Here is a 19,862-nt window from a genome sequence, read left to right on the forward strand (position 1 = left end):
GAGGCGTATACATTTACCTCTTGTGTAGCCTCCGAGACACATCGGCACATTCCCTCCCATAGTTGGCCGCAAATCACGTAACGCCTCAAAAGTGTATAAAATTGAAGAGACTCAAGTTTTGGTATTATTTTATTGATCAGCACCTGCTGAAACAAGAAAAGGCGCTTGCGCGCCTTTTCCGTTGTTTTGATTCTGGGCAATCTTCACTTAGACATGAGAGATGTTGGCCGCATGCTTCTCGTCGTCGAAGAGGATCTTGACGGCTTCCGTGTGATTCTGAAGCACGGCGACGTCCTTCCAGCTATCGGTCGCGACCTGAACGCTGACGGTCGTGTCGTTACCGGCAATCGTGGTGCGAACATTCGCGGCAGCCTCTTCACCGGTTGCCTGATGACCAAGCAGAGTGTCGAGAAGCTTCGAAACATCGACCGCATCGCCTTCGTTCGACTTGTAGTCGGTGATGATGTCGGCCATGTCGAGTTCGTGCAGGGCCGAAGGGTCGAGCACGAAGGTATCGGCGCCGGCACCGCCGGTCATCTGCGTCAGGCCCGGCATGGCGGCAAGGATGTCGTCACCATCGGTCCCGACCAGCACGTGGTCAGGCGCATCGCTGAACAGAGTGTCGAACCCGACTTCCACGAACGAGCCGGTCGAACCGTCTGCATAGGTGAACGAACCCTCTGCAAACAGTGACTGACCGTCGATATAACCCTCCGCGCCATGAGCATCGAGCGAGATGCCGGTGATGCCGTAATCGTGGAGGCCCTTCAGCTCGCCCTCGTCGCTGATGCCGTTACCGTTGGCATCCTGCCAGACCAGCAGCTTGTCGAAGCCTGTGTCGGACGCATCGATCTTGCCGTCATGATTGACGTCAAGCGTCGAGAGCGCCGCCACACCGCCGGCATGCGTGCCGCCACCAAAGTTCGGGGTGAAGATCTCCGAACCGTTGTCGATCTTGCCATTGCCATCGACATCATAAGCAAGGATGCCATCGGTCTTGGTCCAGGCCACCTGGTCCTTGTGACCATCGGCATCGATGTCGAACTTCACGCCATCTTCGACCGAGCTGAAGGTGAAGCCGTTGTGATCGAGATCGAGGATGATGGGGTCAATGGACGATACGACGCCATTAGGGGTGAAGGGGGTGGTGTAGATGTCGGTGAGCGTTACCCCGGTCAACTCTACCAGTGTTCCGCCGGCGCCATTTCCGGTTTGCTGATAGACGTAGGCGTTACCCATTGCGTTAAACGCAAGTGTCGCACCGGCTTCGCCAATAACCGTGCGCGTAAGATATTGCGTTATAGCAGCAAGAGCCTGTGTCGAGTTTATCGAAAGAGACGGGTAGGTCTGATAGTCCCCACCATCGGTGCCATAGAACGTAGCAATACCCGTTTGATAGTTGACCGTGTGCAGTTCGACGGTATCTCCGCCGATCGCAAGAGTAGAGTCAACGCCGTTGCCGAATAGATAGGCCTGCTTCACGGCCACCGAGAAATCAAGCTTATCGCCGCTGGCCCAGTCGGTGATCACGTCATAACCTGTGATGGTTCCGTCGTTGAAGCTCCCGCCGATTTGCGGCGTGGAATCACCGGCAGCAATCACGAACGTGTCGCTGCCCGCGCCACCCGTAAGAGTATCGCCACCGGCGCCGCCGGTGATGGTGTCATTGCCGCCACCGCCGGTAATGGTGTCGGCAAACGCCGATCCCTTGATTACGAACCCTTCACTTTGGTTCGAAATATTTAGAGTTGCAGCGCCCGTAAGGGTGAATGCATCTATGTTGACGATCTGGGCATCGCTCGCGCTGGTGAAGCTCGAACTGACTTGAATGGTATCGTTGCTGCCCGTGCCGCCATCGATCAGATAGTCGCTCTGATCACCGATGATCACATTGTTGCGTGAGCCGCCAATGATGTAGTCACTTCCCGCACCACCATCGAGCGTTACCGTCGATGTACCGTTAGAGAAAGTATCGATCAATATATCGCTTTGGCTGCTACCTGTGATCGCCAAATTCGCGGTCCGCTGCACAGTAACAGTGGCACCGCTACCTGCGGAACCGTCAGTGATTCCATAGGAGAAGGTTCCGGAATTGCCCTGGCCTAGTGTAACGCTGATCTGGGTATCACCATTGTCGAAGGCACCTGCATTAATAACCTTCACAGGTCCGTTCGAGCTCCAGGTAAATGAATTGATCGAAAGACTGTTACCATCGGCGTCGGTATCGTTGCTGAGCAGCCACGAATGCTTGAATTCGATCTCCTCGTTCTGGGCATTCGTGTAGATGCGGTCGGCTGCAGCCACCGGCGCATGATTGTTGCTGATCACCGTAGCACTCTCGGTGCTGGTGACGGTTTCGCTGAAGTTCTGGCCATCGACGTAGGTGGTCTTGACCGACAGCTTGTGGCCGGTATCGGCGGCCGTCAAGGTGTAGTCCGCACCTGTTGCCCCAAAGGCGTTGCCGTCACGCAGCCACGTGTAGACGACATTGGTCGGCGTGCCGTCCGGGTCCGAGCCCAGCGTGGCATGCAGAACATCCCCGACAGTCGGATCAGTCGCTGGCGTGCTGTCGGTGATCGCGACCGTTGGATGGCCGTCGTTAACCGGGGTGATGCTGACGCCGATCGAACCGTTAGAGTCCTTGGTATTCGTGTAGACATGGCCGTCGGACAGCGTGGCGCTGTCTATAACCGTTGCCTTCACGTTCAGCGTGAAGTCGCCGGCATAATTGGTCGGAGGTGTCATCGTCAGGCCCGAGGTGTTGACCCCGGCGGCATTGGTGACGACCCAGACCGCGCCTTCAAGCGAACCCTGGTTGAAAGTCGCACCGGCCGGGAAGCCGGATAGTTCCACCCGCGTCACCTTTTCCGAACCGTCGGTATCGCCAACGGCAATGTTGAGGCTCAGAGCGGCTGTAGCATCTTCGCTACCGGAGCCGGAACCGGAGATCGTAGCGGCGTCCGCGACCGGACGCACGTCGATGGTAACGGTGCCCGTGCTGCTCAGGTTTCCATCGGAAACGCCGTATTGCAGGACCGCATATCCGCTCTCGTTGGCCAGCGGCTCAAAGCGCAAGGTGCCGTTCTGCTCAAACGAGATGGATCCGCCCAGCTGACTTCCGACGGCAATACCGTTGGCCGTAAGGGGACTGCCCTCGACGTCGCTATCATTGGCGAAGAGCTTCAGCCCCGAGAGGGCGGTATCTTCGTCCGTGACGTAGACATCGTTCGTTACGATCGGCGCGTCGTTGACTGGGGTCACCGTGAGGGTGAACGTGTCAGACACGGACAGAGAACCGTCCGACGCCGTAACCTTCACGTCGATGGCGCCGTTCCAGTTCAGATCTGGTGTGCCGCTGAACGTCATGGTGGCGGCATCGAAGTGCAGCCAGCCAGGCAATGCGGAGGTGCCGTCAGCCAAGGTAGCGGTATAGGTCAGCGAGGGCGAGTCGACGTCGCTGAATGTGCCGCCGGGAACCGTGAAGCTGAGCGCGTTATCTTCTGCGATCACTTGGTCGGCGATGGTACCATTCAGCACCGGTGCATCATTGGTGCCGGTGATGTTGATGGTAAGGTTGGCATTCGATGTCAGACCATGGGCGTCCGCCATGGTGTAGGTGAAGACATCGCTCGCAGCGGCATCCTGGGCAAGCGCCTGGGTGTCGCCGTCATTGTTGTCCAGCGCATAGGCATAGCTGCCATCGGAATGGATGGTCAGCGTACCGTAAGTGCCGGCGATCGTAACGTCGCCGTTACCGGCCGGAACGGCCGTCGCCGGGCCTGAGCCGAACTGGATCGCAACGACCTGCTTGCTGTCGAAAACGTCCGCGTCGGTATCGTTGGTCAGAACATTGCCAATCGCCGAAGGATCGCCAAGCGTGCCGTTGGAAACGCCGCCGGCTTCGACCACCGGGTCACCGGCATTGCTGTCGGCACCCGCATGCGGAGCGTCGTTGAGAAGATCCGCCGCCTGCACGGGGCCGCCATTCTCGCCCTGGAAGGTGAACTGCTCGATATTCTTCGCCGTCGCCACGACGTGACCACCCTGGCTGAAGGTAAAGGTGCCGTCGAATTCGGTGATGGTGTAGTCGGCCCACTTGCCGGCCAACTTCACCGTATCCGTATCCGGGCCAGCGCCATCGACGTCGTTGATCTCGACCTTGGTTCCGACCAGACCAGTCAGATCGATGGTGTCGCTGCCGACGCCGCCGTTGATCACAACCGTTGTCGGCGCGATGGCCGTCCCGCTCAGGTCGCCGACAGCGATGCTGTCGCCGGCACTTCCCAGAGTGACTTCGATGCGCTCGATTTCATCGGCTCGGACGGTTGCGCCGTTGGCACCGGTATAGCTGACCAGGATGTCCGTAGCATTGACGCCCGCGACGATATCGCTGCCGCCGGTGGCCTTTGCGATGTTGAAGCTGCGCTGAACAGCGTCACCGGCGATCTTGAGCACGTCGTAGTCCGGGTTGCTTAACCCGGTTTCCGAGCCGCCGTCGATGATGTCGGCGCCGGCGCCGACCTTGTAGAGGATCGTATCGTTACCTGCGCCGCCAAGGATGGTGTCGGCGCCAGCCGAACCGGTGATGGTGTCGTTGCCGGCACCGCCGTCCAGGGTAAGCGCTACAGGAGGCAGCGCGACAGTATTGAGGTTGCTGGCATTGATGACATCATTGCCGCCCTTGCCTTCGATGGTCAGCTCGGAAGTGCTGATCCCGGAAACGGACGGAATGCCGTTGCCGTAGACCTGCAGGAGATTGGAGTTGCCTTCGATCGTAATCGTCTCGGCACTATCCTGGCCGCGTACCGTGATCTTGTCGGCGCCGTCGGCCTGATAGAGCACCACCGACTCGATGTTGGTGGCGTTCACATCGACAATGCCATCGCCGTCGACATCAAGGGTGAAACCGGTCGAGGTCACGGTAAGAACTGCGGATTCCGCAGTGGCGTTTCCGGAAGTCAGGAGAACGTCACCTTGGGTGCCGCCATCGATGGTGTCGACACCATCGCCAATGGCATAGTTGAAGGTATCGCCACCGATCCCGCCGTCGATCGTGTCGTCGCCAAGACCGCCCGTGATGTTGTCAATGCCGCTGCCGCCGTTGATCTGATCGTTGCCGGCGCCGCCCCAGATTTCGTCGCTGCCGGCGCCGCCTTCGAGGATGTCGTTACCGCCGAGACCGGAGATCAGGTCGTTGCCGTCGCCGCCGAGGATCCTGTCTGCCTGGCTGTCCGAGCCTTGCAGGACGTCGTTACCCTTGCCGCCGTCGATCAGCAGTTCCGAAATATCGCCGGACGTATAGGACTTCGGCAGAAGGATGACGTCGTCACCGTCGGTGCCGATAAATTCTTCCGCGCCGGAGAGATTGCCGGGATAGTTTGCCCTGTCGAAAACGAAGCCCTTGGCGCCCGCCGCTGCAACCAGCTCAACCCGGTCGATGCCCGTACCGCCGGTGAGGGTGTCGCCCTCGCCCGACAGCTGGTTCAGCGAAACCTGTCTCGTCGAGCCGTCGCCGAGCGTTACCGTCCGGCTACCCTGGCTGCCCGCGTCATCAATGTCGGCGCTCAGGATGAACTTGTCATTGCCAGCGCCGCCATTCAGGGCGTCGCTGCCCTTGCCAGACGTGATGACGTTCTCGCCATCATTGCCCTGAACACCATTGTTGAGGCCATTGCCGGCAACGTTGATTGGAGCAGCGCCACCAAGCGTCAGGTTCTGGACGCCGTCGAGGGTCAGCGTGATGCCAGTGTCGTCGACACCGCCGACGACCGTCAGGCTCTCCTTAGTGATCGTCGCCGTCTCGCCAACGATCGTTCCGACGAGCTCGATGCGGAAACCTGCAAGCGTCGAGGCTGCATCATTCGCGGCCTGAATCGTGTCATAGGTGCCGACGAGGTTTGCCCCATCGAAGACGCGAACCGGATCCGTCAGATCAAGCACGATACCATTCGAGAACTTGATCAACTCGATGCCATAGAGATTGTCGGTATTGCTCCCCGGGCCGCCATCCATCAGTTCCGGCGCACCGCCCAGTGCTTCGACCTGCCAGATGCCGAGCCCGCTGTTAAAGGCGTTCGCGTTGAAGAACACGTGATACTTGTCCGCGGGACCGCCATAGTTCGCGCTATCGGCTTCACCAATGGTCGCTGTCAGGTCCGAGCCCTGGTTGGTCGTTCCGTTACCATAAAGGTTATCGGATGCCTTGCCGCCCCAAAGAGCGTCGTTATCGGCTCCACCCTTGAGGATGTCGGCTCCGTCTCCGCCGGCGAGAGTATCGGCGCCCTGAGCCCCGTCGAGGAAATCATTGCCAGCACCGCCGACGATCGTGTCGTTGCCGAGGCCACCTTCGATGGTCGTGCGGCCAGCGCCGTCGTCGGTTACGTAGTCCGACCTCATGACGATCACATCGTCGCCATCCGTGCCGACGATACGCTCGACGCCCTCGATGTTGGTTTGATAGCCGTCGAGCACAAAGCCTGTGCTACCGGCCTTCAGATAGATAGTGTCGGCGAGGTCAAAACCACCGTTGATCAAGTCGAGCGTACCGGCCTTGCCAGAAATATCGACGCCGACGGTTGTGAGACCGACCACGGGAACGGTGTGAAGGGTACCCGCAGCGTAGGTCAGATCGGCAGTCAGATCGATGGTGTCGCTACCGGCGCCGCCATGGATCGTATCGGCACCGAGGCCGCCCCAAATGACGTCGTCGCCATTGCCACCAGTCAAGGTGTCGTTGCCGCCGAGGCCGGAAATCAGGTCGTTGCCATCGCCGCCGTTGATGATATCGGCGGAATTCGAACCACCCAGAATGTCGTTGCCGTCACCACCTTCGATGGTGATCGGTCCGCCGTCCGCAGTGGAGCCTGCAGCCAGAAGAATGACGTCGTTGCCATCGGTGCCGACGATCTTTTCGACGCCGGAGAGATAACCGGGAGCCGTGCTGTAATCGGCTACGAAGCCCGATTTGCCGTCACGCTCGAGGATGATCGTGTCGTTTCCTGCGCCACCGATAACCTTGTCGGCAGTGCCGGCAAGACCAGCGATATTGACCGCCAGCAGACTGCCGTCACCCAGCTGAATGTTGCGGGTACCGGAACCGGTCACGTCCGCGCCGAGGACGAAGGTGTCGTTACCTTCGCCGCCGTCGAGAACATCGGCTCCGAGACCGCCATCCAGGTAATCGTTGCCACCATTGCCGGTGAGCTTGTTGGCTTCGTCGCCGCCGATCAGCACATCGTTGCCGGCACCACCCAGGGCATCGACGATGCCCGAGACGCTGTCGATACCAATCACTTTGTCGATCACGGTGGCACCGTCGGTCGCGGTGTCAGCTGCAACGGTCTGGCCGCCGACCATGTGGGCAGCACCGTCAAGGTTGACGAAGACGCTGGTGGAAAGGCTGGAATAGTTGATCGAGTCGATCGAGCCGGCGGCATCGACGCGAACGGTCACCGTCGAGGTGGCGGCGTCGCCGTCTGCGTCGGTGGCGGTGAACCCGAGGGCCAGATCGAGATACTGGCTCGTCGCATTCGGTGCCGTATGGTCCAGCGGCTGAAGCAGCGAGAAGGTGTAACCGCCGGTCGCAGCATTGAGCAATGCTGTAAAGACGATATGGTCCAGCGCCGGCGGGTTGGCAGAGCCGGTGAACCCGGTAAGCACACCACCGATGACGGCTATCGTCACCGGATTGCCGTTCGAGCTGAGCGTCGTCACCGAAGCTCCGTTTTGATCCTTTGTCGCGACACTTCCCGTGAAGGAAAGCGTGCGCGCGCTGCCGGCATCCGCACCCCAGGAGAGGCCTGTCAGGGCGGCGGTGATGGTTTCCGTGCCACCCTCCTCGACCGTTCCGATGGTATTGGGGCCGGCCGTCGGCACGCTATCGGTGACTGTGACGATCAGCTGGTCATGGAGCGCCACGCTGTCGCCGTCGCCATCGGTTACCGTGACGGCGGACGAAAGGTCCAGCGCCAGCGAACCGTCGCCGTCGGTGAAGGTAATCGAATGACCATTGTTAACGGTTGTAGAGCCATTCGGCGAACCTACACCGTCAAGATCGAACTTCGTCTGGTTCGGGACATTGCCGACATTCAAATACCAGGTGGTGTGGGCCGGGATGTTGAGAACATAGTCCGTTCCACCGGGGTTATTGTTGTCCAGCGTCCAGGTGACTGCGGTATTGCCCGAATTGCTGACGCGGATGATCGCGTCGCCGTCCGTCATGTGTCCCACGAAGGCGAGATCGTTGCCGCCGACATCAGCGACAGCCGCATGACTGCCGGCAGCATCGAGAGTAGCAGCCGGGATCGACACGCCATCGATAACCACGCTGTCGGTGTGGTCGAGCGGGCCGGTCTGCGTAAAGGTGTAATGGCCGGTGGCCGGGTCGACGCTGAAGGTGAAGATCGTCGCCGTACCGGCTTTCGCCACCAGGGCATTGCCGACCACTGAATAGGTAAGGGCGACACCGCCGGACGTCAGCGAAGTCAGGCTGGAGGACAGACCGGTGGTTTCAACCGAGTAGCGGCCGATGCCGTCAGCGCCCGGCGATACCAGGGCGGAAAGCTCGCCTGCAATCGAACCGCCTACCGCGCTTTCAGTGATCGCGCCGGTGCCGATCACACCGGTGGAAACCGGCGTGTCGTCGTCGGCATTGATCGTCAACGTGCCATCGACATGATCGCCGTCGCCGTCGGTCACGGTGTAGGTCAGGTTGAACGACACCTCGTTCTCGTCGTTACCCATCGGATGGTCGATCGCCGCGTTCTGGGTAACCGTATAGGCGCCGGTCGCCGTATCCAGCGTGACCGTCATAACAGTGGTCGTACCTTGCATCACCAGCAAGGCGTTGCCGTCGTGTACATAGGTGAAGCCAGAGGGCGCCCCCGCCGTCTTCCAGGCGATCGACCCTCCGTCAGCGCCGAAGTCGTGGGAAAGTACGCCGGTGGTGTTTGCCAGGGCGTGATCTCCCTCGCCGCCGTTATTTCCCTGTGCACCGACGACGTTGTCGTCGTCTACCCATACGCCGCTGTTTGCACCAACACTCGGGCCGTCGTCCTCGAAGGTGATTTTGTCGCCGATCGAAACCGACTTGGTGACCACGTCGCCGTCGTAATCGGTGGCGGTCAGAACGGCCGAGATCTTCCCGGAGAGATTGACGCCCTCATCCGAGGAGGCATTGTTCGGATGTTGCAGCGACAGATATTCCGCCACGCTGACACGGCCGTCGGAGTCGATGGCGATCGCGAAGGCCGCCAAACCATCGGCACCGCCGACGCGGCCGACCACGACTTCTCCTTCCAGGTACAGATAGATGTTAGCGCCGCCAGTGGTCAGCAGGCCGGAATCGATGCCGTTTCCGCCGTCGATCCGTAGGGTCAGTGCCGTGGAGAGATTGTCGTCCGCACCATCCTTGACCGAGATGTCAATTACGTCGTCGCGGGCATAGATCGGTCCGCCGAGATCGGCGTCCACGCCACGGTTGCCAACGCCGGCGAACAGGCTGCCGACGCTGCCCGCGCCGATGTCGTCGTTCTGGAAGCCGGACGTTTCGTCGATCGTCACCGTCTTATTGGCGACAATTGCGATTTCCGGCACGTCGTCGGTGATGGTGATCGAGAACTTGCCGCCGAGGCCGACATGGTCGCCGTCGCCGTCGGTCGCCTGGATCACCGCGCCGAAGTCGATGGCGGCGATCGAGCCCGATCCGCTCTTGAGGGCGGTGTTCTCGCCATTGCCGGCGACGTGGTCGAGCTGGTCGTACTGCTGATAGGTAAATGCGCCGGTGGCGTGATCGAGGGTCAGGGAGAAGACCGGCCGGTCGATACCGCCGACGACATTCACATAGGCCACCAGGGCATCGCCGATCATCGCATAGGAGAGCGTGCCGCCCTTCGAGGTCAGGGCCAGCGCCTGCATCTTGGCCGCTGCATCGGCGACAAAACCGAAGCCGCCGCCGGCTGCCGCGCCGTCCGCGCCGAAGGCGACGACCGAGGCGATCGAGCCGGACACGGTCGCCGCATTGCCCACACCGGTCCACGAGAAGTCCGAGGTGGAACCGTCGGCGGTTCCGTCGTTTGGATGCGTGCCGGACGACAGCAGGTTGGAGATGTCGTCCTCATCGGCCGTGGCCGATACCTTCGCGCCGGATGCCAGCGGCCCGTCGTCGGCAAAGCGGATATGGCTGCCGATCGAGACCGTGTCCCGCACGACGTCGCCGTCATAATCGGTGGCGGTGACGACCGCCGAGATCTTGTCGCCTAGATTGACAGTCTCGTTGAAGGTCGCCGTGTTGCCCTGGTGCAGTGATACATATTGCGCGACGCTGACGCGACCGGACTGGTCGATAGCGACCGCAAACGCCGCGGTGTCCGGGGTCCCGTTGCCGTCGGAGTCGAAGCGGCCGACGATCAACCCGCCCTCTTCGAACAGGAAGATCGCTTTGCCACCGGTCGTCGCCAGGCCGGAATCAAGCCCGGCGCTGGCAATTTCCAGGGAAAGAACCTTGGTGGTCGTCTCGTCGGCGCCTGGCGCGGAGAAGAACGTCGAGACCAGAGCGTCGCCGTTACGTGCAAAAATCGCCGCATTGCCCATGTCGGCGTCGTGGCCAACATTGGCAACCGCCGCAAACAGCGATCTTACCGCCTGGTTGCCGGTATCGTTTGATTGATTGTTGACCGTCTCGTCGATCGTCGTCGAGGCGCCCGTCGCAATGATCGACGGAGCAGGCACGTCGTCGGTGATCGTGATCGAGAACTTGCCGCCGAGGCCGATTTGGTCGCCGTCGCCGTCGGTCGCCTGGATCACGGCGCCGAAGTCGATGGCGGCGATCGAACCCGATCCGCTCTTGAGGGCGGTGTTCTCGCCATTGCCCGTGACGTGGTCGAGCTGGTCGTACTGCTGATAGGTAAATGCGCCGGTGGTGTGATCGAGGGCCAGGGAGAAGACCGGCCGGTCCGCCAGGGAATCCAAGCCGGCACCGCCGCCGCCATTCACATAAGCCACCAGGGCATCGCCGATCATCGCATAGGAGAGCGTGCCGCCCTTCGAGGTCAGGGCCAGCGCCTGCATCTTGGCCGTTGCATCGGCGACAAAACCGAAACCGCCGCCGGCTGCCGCGCCGTCCGCGCCGAAGGCAACGACCGAGGCGATCGAACCGGACACGGTCGCGGGGCCGACCAGAGAATCGTTTGGACCTGTCGTGGAACCATCCCCAGCACCGTCAGAGGGGCTTGAGCCGAGGGAACTCCACGTAACGATATCACCTTCATCGGAGGTGATATCGACAGCGTTGCCGGTGGCGACCGGGACGTCGTCCTTGACATCGACCGTGAAGGTGCTCTCGGCGACGTCACCATCGCCGTCACGCACGGTGTAGGTGAATTCGAAGGTCAGGATGTCGGCCTTGCTGCCGGTTTCGCCATGGCCGGGATGGTCGAGAACGCCTTGAAGCTCGAAGGTGTAGCCGCCGGCGCCGGTATCGGAGAGGGTCACGGTGAAGACCGGTCCACCCTCCTGGTCGGCCGCCGTCAGAACCGTGCCGTCCGGCGACAGCGTGTAGACGAGCGGCTGGCCACCTGAGGTCAGGTTCCCAAGTCCGATCTCGGTCTCGCCACTCCATACCTGCATGAATGCCGAAACGGCAGCCGTCGAAAGTGCCGAGTTACCGACCTTCAGCGCAGGCATGTCATCGCCGTCTGCGGGCGGCAGGTCAGAGACCTCGCCCGGGGTGAAGACCACGGACCGGTCTCCGGCGTCCTGGGTGCCGTCGTAGCCGCCGTCCTCGCTCGTATTACCGTCGTCCGCTCCCCAGGAAATGCCAAGCGAACCTTGGGCGGTATTGCTGCCACCTTCGTCGACCTTGCCTTCGCCGCCTTCGCCGGCCGCGCCGATCACCGGCGCATCGTCAGCGATGGTGATCAAAGCCGTACCTGACGCTGCGGCATCACCGTCGGCATCGACACCCTGGAACTGGAACGAGATCGTCAACGCATCCGAGTCCACGGTGTGATCCAGTTCCTGGAAGATCTCGACCGTGTAAGACCCATTTGCGGAGGTCGGATCCAACGAGATCTCGAATACCTTCGCTGCCGGTTCCGAGCCATCGACATAAGCCGTCAGCGTCTGGCCACCATTCCCAAGGTCGGTGATCACGTAATAAAGCTCGCTACCACCCGAGGTCAGAGTCCCGCCAGTGACGGAGAGACCGACATCTGAGGCACCTGTGTAAACGCCCTCGGCATTGGCCGGGACCGCGCCTGCCGCGTTCGCAAAACCGACCGAGCGGCCGAAGGTGTCGCCTTCGCCATTGCGTGTATCGGCATCCGCACCCCACGAAATGCCGAGCGAGATATCGCCGGTTTTTTTGGCAGCTTCGCTGCCATCCGTGGCAGGATAGGCCGAAACATCGTCTTCATTCAGCGAGGCGCCAACCGCCTCGCGCTGTACCGGGCCGTCATCACCGATCTCGATCGAGAACGAACCGGTATCGGAATCTCCGTCCTTGTCCGTGACTGTGAACGTAAAGTTCAGTCGCAGGGCGTCATCGGCACCGATCTGGCCGAGATCCGGATGGTCGAGAGGCTGCGACTGCGTGTAGGTGAAGGCGCCGGTGACGGGGTCGGTGACCGTTAGCGTGAAAACGGTGACCGTGGTCTCGCCGACGGTGATCGTGCCGGTGACCGTCAGGCCGTCAGCCGAGGTCGACACAGTAACGGCATGACCGCCAGACGTGAGCGCCGTAGCAGCGCCGGCGCCGGTTCCTTCCGCCATATCGAAAGTGCTCTGGTAATTCACCGAGGAGACAATGCCAAAATCGTCACCGCCGTCGAACCCGAGCGTGCCATTGATCGTCTCGTTGCCGATAACGTCATCGGCCAGTACCGATTCGGAGAAGATGAACGGCGACCCCATGTCGAAGGCGTCCGGCTGATCGTCTGCGCCCGTCTGGGCATCAAGCCCTCCGTCGCCACCAAAGTCCGTGTCGCCGAGCAGGGATGCCAGCTGAATGGGGCCGTTCTGGTTTCCCTGGATCGAGTCTTCGAACTGAGCGCCGGAGCTGTCGGGGCGTCCGCTTGCGCTATAGGATCCGTCCGGGCCAGCCGCGACGTTGATGCCGCTATCTTCCAGTGCTGCGAAAAGCACCTGCTGGGGAACCTCGACCTCGCCGATCAGCATCGTCGGGATCTTGGCAGCGCCGTTGAGGATGACGACCTCGGTGCCGTCCGCCTGGACCAGGATCAGGTTCGCGCCGTCGATGCGGACATCGTCAATCGCGACATTTGCCGCCAGGTGAACGATGTTGTTGGCATCCGGGGTCACTTCCGCGGCCGGAGCTGCAGGAGGAGCGACCGGCGCGTTCGGATCCGTCGGTACACGGCCCGTCGTCGGGGTGCGGCCATCGCCGGCCTGCGCCACCTGGATCTCGTGCTCGATCGGAGAAGGTGTCGAGGAAGATGCAATTTCCTCCTGGATTTCCGACGAGAAATTCTCAGTCAGATTTTCTTCCGAGATGCTCGACAGGCGCGGATCTTCAACGGACATGACTCTAACCCCCAATAAAAACTGTGCCGCAATCAACTCCGCCCCCAAATATAAAGCAAGAGTTCCTTAACCTTCGGGATATAGCCGGTTATGTGCGGGGAAAGGAATTGTTGACGGAAGGTTAACTGGGGTCCCGGGAGACGTATTAAAGCCACACATCTTGCCCCTATCGGGCTAAAAACATGGTTTCCAAACGGTATCTTGGATGATTGCTACAGGCATACGCTCGGCCTGATCGGGCTAGAGCCATCTCAGGCAACCGATTCGCCAACAGGAAGAGGGTTGATTCGGCCCGAAACTTTGCCTGGCCGGTGGCGGATAGGCCCAATCAGATTGGGTGCTGGATAAGCCAGGCAAGCTATAACGCGATGATTTTACTGGCTGGCATGCGGAGTCTGCTTTGGTGACCCTGCGGGCCCCGCTGCCGGAAACGATGAATGAACCACCATTCAAGCAACGCCCGGAAAAAAGCGGAATAACCTGCCAACTATACTATATTAACTTTTAATAAAATTTGCATCATCTCTCTCGGACTCCAGCCTCACCGGGTTCGCAAGCTGCGGTTTATGCTTTCGGGCCGAACCGCAAATTGCGGCATTCAGCAAGATGGTGGCCGCTGAGCGAGATATCGGCATCCTCCCGGTAGCCGGAGACATCCGCACCAATTCCCGCATTCGCCAAGGCGCAGCCGGCTTTTGGAGGATTGAGGGTCCAGAAGGCAGAAAGGCCGGACGCGACATCCTCGGCGAAATACGGATAGATCCTGCGGTTTCCGACCTGGGCATAATTCGAACGCCCGAACAGCCCCAGGCTCGCGGCGCCAACACCCTCCAGTTTCTGTTTGATCCGCAGCATGCCGTCCCTGACCGGCGGCTGAACCTCCAGGGCGCTCCGTCTTCCCTCTCCGTTATTGAGGTATCGCAGGACTGCCCAGAATTCCGAAGGCCCGTTCGTCATCAGGACGGCGTCCGTCGGAGACTGTGCCTCCCATGCTGCTATGATCTCGCGATATCCTCGCTTTTCGAATTTCAGGGTGTAATTCAGGCCGCCGGCCAACATCAGCAGAACAACGGCCGAGACGACAACCCGCTGTGCGATGGCATGCGCCTTGAAAACCGCATCGGCGTAAAGGGCAAGCGAGATTGCCAGAAACGGCAGGAAGAGCCCCAGCGTCCGGTAGATGAAGACCGGCTTGAAGAGCAGCGAGATGGCGAGCAGCACCGCAAGCGGCAACAGGACCAAGAGACCGCCGGGCCAACGTGCCCGGGATTCAGAAAGCGGCAGAAGTGCCACCAGCGGCAGCATCAGGAAGCCCGCAACGGTCGGCCACGGAAACTCCAGGCCGAGAAGCGTCAGCGTCAGATGGATACCGATCGTCGGCAGATCGAAGCCGGCTATACCCTCCGTCTGCCGGATTGCCCCGATCACCAGCGGATAGAGCGCGGCCAGCGCCACCACCACGTAGATCCCTACCAGGAACAGCAGATCCCGGCCGGGGGCGGCCCGTCTAAGCCGGATCGCCGCATGCAGGAAGAGGAAGAAGGTCACGAAGAACCCGAGCCCGTGGGTGAGGGTTACGGCAAGCCCGAAGCAGAGTGCCGCGATGAGCCGCCCTCTCGACGCATGGCGATCTCTCGCCATCGTCTGCAGCACGTACCAGAGGGCGATCTCCAATATGGCGAGCATCGGGTACATGCGGACATTTTCCGCAAAGAAAAGCTGGAGCGGCATCACGGCGAAAATGGCGGCTGCCCAGAGCGCGACGCTGCGATCGTAGATACGCCTGCAAGCCTCGTAGATCGCCGCGACGGCTGCAATGCTCAGAAGCGTGGAGTTGAGGATGTACCAGCGGTCGCTGTCGCCGAACGCCGCCCACATGTGCAACTGGACATAATAGAGCGGCGGATGCGTGTCGAAGCGCAACGCCGCGAATAGGAGGTCGATCAGCGGGCTTTCGGCCAGTGCGACGGAAAACACCTCGTCTTCCCACAGTGAGGCATCGAGGGTCAGGTTGAGAATTCGGAGCGCTATGCCGGCAGCGATCAGCGCGACGAGAAATATCGGAACGTTACCCCATCTCCGCGTATCGCCCGATACGTCCGATGGCTTTCCGCCCCGCGGTGAGGATTTCTCATAGTCGGCGGCAGCGTCCTTGCGCTTGATTGCCCTTTGATAGGCGGTTCGCACGGCGTCCATATTTGCACTCATGTCGTGGCACGCCGACGGCGCACTCTGGGACCGATCGAAACCAGATTGTCCTGCGGAGCCTGCGTGGTGAGGTTCTGGCGCACGATATAGATCGGCCGCTGCTTGATCTCGGCATAAACGCGCCCGAGATACTGGCCGAGTATGCCGATACCGATCAACTGGATACCGCCGAGGAACAGCATGCTGACCAGCAGCGACGCATAACCGGGGACTTCGACGCCGAAATACAGCGTCTTGAAGATGGTCAGCAGGCCATAACCGAAGGACGCGAGCGAGATCGATGCCCCGACATAGGTCCAGATCTCCAGCGGTACGCTCGAAAAGGAAGTGATCCCCTCCAGCGCGAAATTCCAAAGCCGCCAGCCGGAGAATTTCGACTGCCCGGCGACGCGCGGCTCCCGGACATATTCGACAACCGTGGTCTTGAAGCCCACCCACGCAAACAGGCCCTTCATGAAACGGCGTCGTTCCGGAAGCTGCCTGAGGGCATCGATCACCTGGCGGTCTACCAACCGGAAATCGCCGACATTGGACGGTATCTCCTGCGAGGCGATCAGATTGTGCAGCCGGTAGAACATCGAGGCGGTATGGCGCTTGAGAAAGCCGTCGCTTGAACGGTCCGCCCGCTTGGCCAGCACCACGTCGAAACCTTCGCGCCATTTCGCAATCAGCAAGGGGATGACGTGGGGAGGATCCTGCAGGTCGACATCAATCGGGATCGCGGCATCGCTCTGGCAGGCATCGAGCCCCGCCGTCATTGCCGCCTCCTTGCCGAAATTGCGCGACAGGTCGATGATCCGGATGCGCGGTTCGCCGTGCTGGGCCTTAGTCAGACGATCGAGGGTGCGGTCCCGGCTCCCATCGTTGATGAAGATGAATTCGAACAGGATACCATCGTCGCGCAAAGGATCCAGGGCTTCCTGGGCCGCTTCGAGAAACGGCGCTATGGCCGCCTCCTCGTTGTGGACCGGAATGATCAGACTGATCGTCGATACGGGCCTGCTCTCGATTGGGCGCTTCGGCATCGCGGTCCTCGCGGGTTCGATGCGGCAATCCTAGGCCGACCTCTTCACCCTTGCCCACTTATGCTTTTGATGGAACCGCCTGTATCTCCGATACGGTCAGCCTTACGCCTTTTGGGCAGGATGATGGCGCGGTTATCCGACGTGTATGGTCGTCTTGTGAAGATTTCGGCGGACTCCTCTGTCCGCGAAATCGTTCGCACTCCTGATTGGGCGGGGTCTGATGATTGAACTAGCTAGATCAGCGGCCGCAACTCGACGCGGATCCGGAACGGCGGCGCTTGTCGGACAGATCTGGCGCTTTGCAACCGTTGGCGTCCTTGCGACGGCCGCCCACCTGACCATCTATTCCGCACTGAGCGAACTTCTCGTTGTCGAGCCCCTGGCGGCCAACGCCATCGCCTTTGTCCTGGCATTCGGAATTTCTTTCACCGGACAAGCAGGATGGACCTTTCGGGACGATGCCGGCGGGCGTTGGCTCACATCCGCCCGCCTGACGCGTTTTCTGGCTGCAAGTGTCGCGGGGTTCGCCTTCAATACGTCGATCGTCTTCGTGATCGTCACGTGGCTGGATTATCCAGGCATCTATGCCCTGCCCTTCATGGCGACCCTGGTTCCGGCGGCGCTTTTTCTTCTCAACAAGTATTGGGTGTTCGGCAGCGCATCGGGCGCGGGCGAGCTGGTCCCGACCGGGCAGCCGCAAACCGGCAAGCCGGGGCATTTCGCAGTTTTGCAGGGAGATGCCTCCAGATCAAACGGAGAAGGCCGATGCTCCTAACCAGCTCTAGAGGACGCAAGCGCCTCGTCATAGCATCTCTCGGGTGCCTATTGTCCGGCGCCGCACTGTCGCAAGAAACCAAGCCGGTCTCCGATGCACGAAATTCCGCACAGGTTTTCTTCACCGGCCATAGCCTGATCGACAATCCCCTGCCCGACTGGGTGGAACTGATCGCCAAAAGCCAGGGCAAAACCATTGCCTGGGAGGAACAGATCGTCATCGGCTCGCCTCTGAGGGTCCGCACCCGCGGCGACGACGCCGAAAGCAGCGGCTGGGCCGGATATAAATACGGAAAGAACCGCAATGGCGACGAAATGAATGTCATCGAGGAGTTGCGTCACCCGACCCATGTCCGCACCGGACGGCCCTACGACACGCTTGTCGTGGCGGAAGGCCACGGCTCGATCGGCTCGGTCATATGGGAAAACGCGATTGGCTACCTGCGTCATTTTCACGACCGCCTTCTCGACGGCAATCCGAACGGCCGAACTCTCTATGTGCACACCTGGCTGGATGTCGACAAGGACAAGCCCGCACTGTGGCTGGAACACGAGACAAACGCGTCGGTTGTCTGGCAATGCATAGCGGAGAAAGCGAGGCTGACGCTGCAGGCCGAAAAACGCCCGGCCAATCTCTTTGTCGTGCCGGCCGGTACGGCGCTCGTGGAATTGGTGAAAAGGACCCTTGACGACAAGGTTGTCGGCCTGACCGGAAGCACCAGGCAGAAGCTGGATCGGATTTTCCGCGACAATGTGCATTTGACCGATATCGGCATCTATTTTGTGGCCGCAGTCCACTACGCATCGATCTATCATCAATCGCCCGAGGGCGCCGCGGCACCGCCGACCATACCCCGGGATCTTGCAAAGGAACTGCAGAGAATTGCCTGGACCGTGACTCGAGATTTTCTGAAGCAGGAAAGCCTGGACCCGCCGAGCATGGAAGAATGCCGGCACGTCATCGTCGAAAAGGTCTGCCGAAGCTACTGGACGCTTGCGGGCGAACCGAACGAAGTCGGTCGCTGCCAGAGCTATTTTGCCGAAATCCATCCGAAACCCGGAGACAACCCGTTTGTCTGGCCGGATCCCAATTGGAGGGCCCTGCCAAAGCCGTCGCCCTAGCTCCTTGTCATCCCCGATGATGGTATGCCCGGCGGGGCCTGACGATCCCGCATCCGACCGCCAGGACACACGAAGCCGATCTCACGGTCTCGACACACCGAACCCCTATCGGCATTGCCCTGACTGCCAGATTGGATGACGTACAGATTGAATTCGCAATTCGTTTCAGAACGCGCGCGCTGCGCCGTTCCTTGTCTCTCGCCAATGCAACGGCGTATGCACGACCACCAACGTCAAAGAACGATCCCTGCCGGGAAGTTCTTCAAGGTCAGGAGGCAGTACCGCGGCGACGCCCCTGTCAGCGTTGACGTGGTTTTTGGTAGTTTTCATTCAGCTGCGAACATTCGGATTTCGCAGCCGTGATATCTTGGGGATGGTCCGTCAGGTGAACGGCGGATCTAGTTAGCCGCTCCGTACGGGAAGAGGTCATTGAGCTTGTAGGCGACCTCTGTTCGATTGGTCGCTTTCAGCTTCTTCATGATATTGCGGATGTGGACCTTGACCGTGCTTTCCCGAAGATTGAGCTCGTAGGCGATGATCTTGTTGGCCTTGCCCCTGCGAAGCGCTTCGACCACCGCTTCCTGGCGCAGCGTGAACATCCCCGAGAGCGGCCGATGTTCTGCCGACGACGTCGCAGCGCTGACCAGATGCCTCATGGAGAGGACGCTGCTTGCAGGAACGAAAATCCCGCCGGCAACTGCCAGGCCGATCGCTTCGACGCAGACGCCGATGCCGACGCAGGACGGAATGAAACCCCGAGCCCCATACTCGAGCATTTTCACGACCTGCGCGAGATCATCGGAGTCGGAGAGCACGATGATCGGCGGCGACTTGAACTCGGTCGTCAATTTCGAGATGTCAGCTGCGAGTGCTGAATCGTCGGCCTTTCGGCTGCCTATATTGAATAGAACGGCTTGAACAGGTGGAAAGAGATCTTTCTCTAACTTCCATTCTTCGATGGAGCCGACAGCGCAGACATCCATCTCGAGGCCACGCCCGATGAGGGCTTTGGCAAGGCATTCGCGATCAAGCGCTCTCGCGTCGATGATCACCAGGCATCCATCGTGGTTTACCCCTTCACCGCCGCGATCATCTCGTTCGGCGAGCTTCGGGATGTCATTCATAATGCGAAAGGATTCTGCCACAGCAGGAGAACGGCTGTAGCCGCTTGGTGTGGAACTCATCTTACCCCCT

6 protein-coding genes are annotated in these 19,862 nt (G+C 60.5%); 2 read left to right on the forward strand and 4 right to left on the reverse strand.

All coding sequences use genetic code 11. The features are described from left to right. Positions 1-207 precede the first annotated feature (207 nt). The 3 genes from RG540_RS17040 to RG540_RS17050 all read right to left on the reverse strand — a co-directional run bounded on the left by RG540_RS17040 (position 208) and on the right by RG540_RS17050 (position 16,772). Positions 208-13,539 carry a DUF5801 repeats-in-toxin domain-containing protein gene (locus tag RG540_RS17040; RefSeq protein WP_038590345.1) on the reverse strand — a complete coding sequence of 4,444 codons (13,332 nt, stop codon included), beginning with the start codon at positions 13,537-13,539 and terminating at the stop codon, positions 208-210. A gap of 564 nt (positions 13,540-14,103) precedes the next feature. Continuing rightward, positions 14,104-15,747 carry a glycosyltransferase family 39 protein gene (locus RG540_RS17045; RefSeq protein WP_080724970.1) on the reverse strand — a complete coding sequence of 548 codons (1,644 nt, stop codon included), beginning with the start codon at positions 15,745-15,747 and terminating at the stop codon, positions 14,104-14,106. Further along, positions 15,744-16,772, reverse strand: coding sequence for a glycosyltransferase family 2 protein (locus tag RG540_RS17050; protein ID WP_046599945.1), 1,029 nt, complete (start codon positions 16,770-16,772; stop codon positions 15,744-15,746). Before RG540_RS17050 ends, RG540_RS17045 begins: the two co-directional genes overlap by 4 nt. Before the next feature lie 220 nt (positions 16,773-16,992). Between RG540_RS17050 and RG540_RS17055 the strand changes: the two genes are divergently transcribed. Continuing rightward, the gene (locus tag RG540_RS17055) at positions 16,993-17,547 is read left to right on the forward strand and encodes a GtrA family protein (RefSeq protein ID WP_038590351.1); all 555 of its coding nucleotides are present in this window, start codon (positions 16,993-16,995) and stop codon (positions 17,545-17,547) included. Next, a complete protein-coding gene (locus RG540_RS17060; RefSeq protein WP_038590354.1) occupies positions 17,538-18,668 on the forward strand; it encodes a hypothetical protein in 1,131 nt (376 codons plus the stop codon). The genes RG540_RS17055 and RG540_RS17060 overlap by 10 nt, the downstream gene beginning before the upstream one ends. Positions 18,669-19,066: 398 nt before the next feature. On the opposite strand, the gene RG540_RS17065 is transcribed toward RG540_RS17060, so the two are convergent. Beyond that, positions 19,067-19,852, reverse strand: a complete 786-nt coding sequence (locus RG540_RS17065; protein WP_038590356.1) for a response regulator transcription factor — start codon at positions 19,850-19,852, stop codon at positions 19,067-19,069. Positions 19,853-19,862: the final 10 nt, after the last annotated feature.

This window comes from Neorhizobium galegae bv. orientalis str. HAMBI 540 (assembly GCF_000731315.1).
Taxonomy (GTDB): domain Bacteria; phylum Pseudomonadota; class Alphaproteobacteria; order Rhizobiales; family Rhizobiaceae; genus Neorhizobium; species Neorhizobium galegae.

Coding starts and splice junctions, on each gene's coding strand:
- RG540_RS17040 (WP_038590345.1), bottom strand. CDS start 13,539: ATGTCCGTTGAAGATCCGCGCCTGTCGAGCATCTCGGAAGAAAATCTG.
- RG540_RS17050 (WP_046599945.1), bottom strand. CDS start 16,772: ATGCCGAAGCGCCCAATCGAGAGCAGGCCCGTATCGACGATCAGTCTG.
- RG540_RS17055 (WP_038590351.1), top strand. CDS start 16,993: ATGATTGAACTAGCTAGATCAGCGGCCGCAACTCGACGCGGATCCGGA.
- RG540_RS17045 (WP_080724970.1), bottom strand. CDS start 15,747: ATGAGTGCAAATATGGACGCCGTGCGAACCGCCTATCAAAGGGCAATC.
- RG540_RS17065 (WP_038590356.1), bottom strand. CDS start 19,852: ATGAGTTCCACACCAAGCGGCTACAGCCGTTCTCCTGCTGTGGCAGAA.
- RG540_RS17060 (WP_038590354.1), top strand. CDS start 17,538: ATGCTCCTAACCAGCTCTAGAGGACGCAAGCGCCTCGTCATAGCATCT.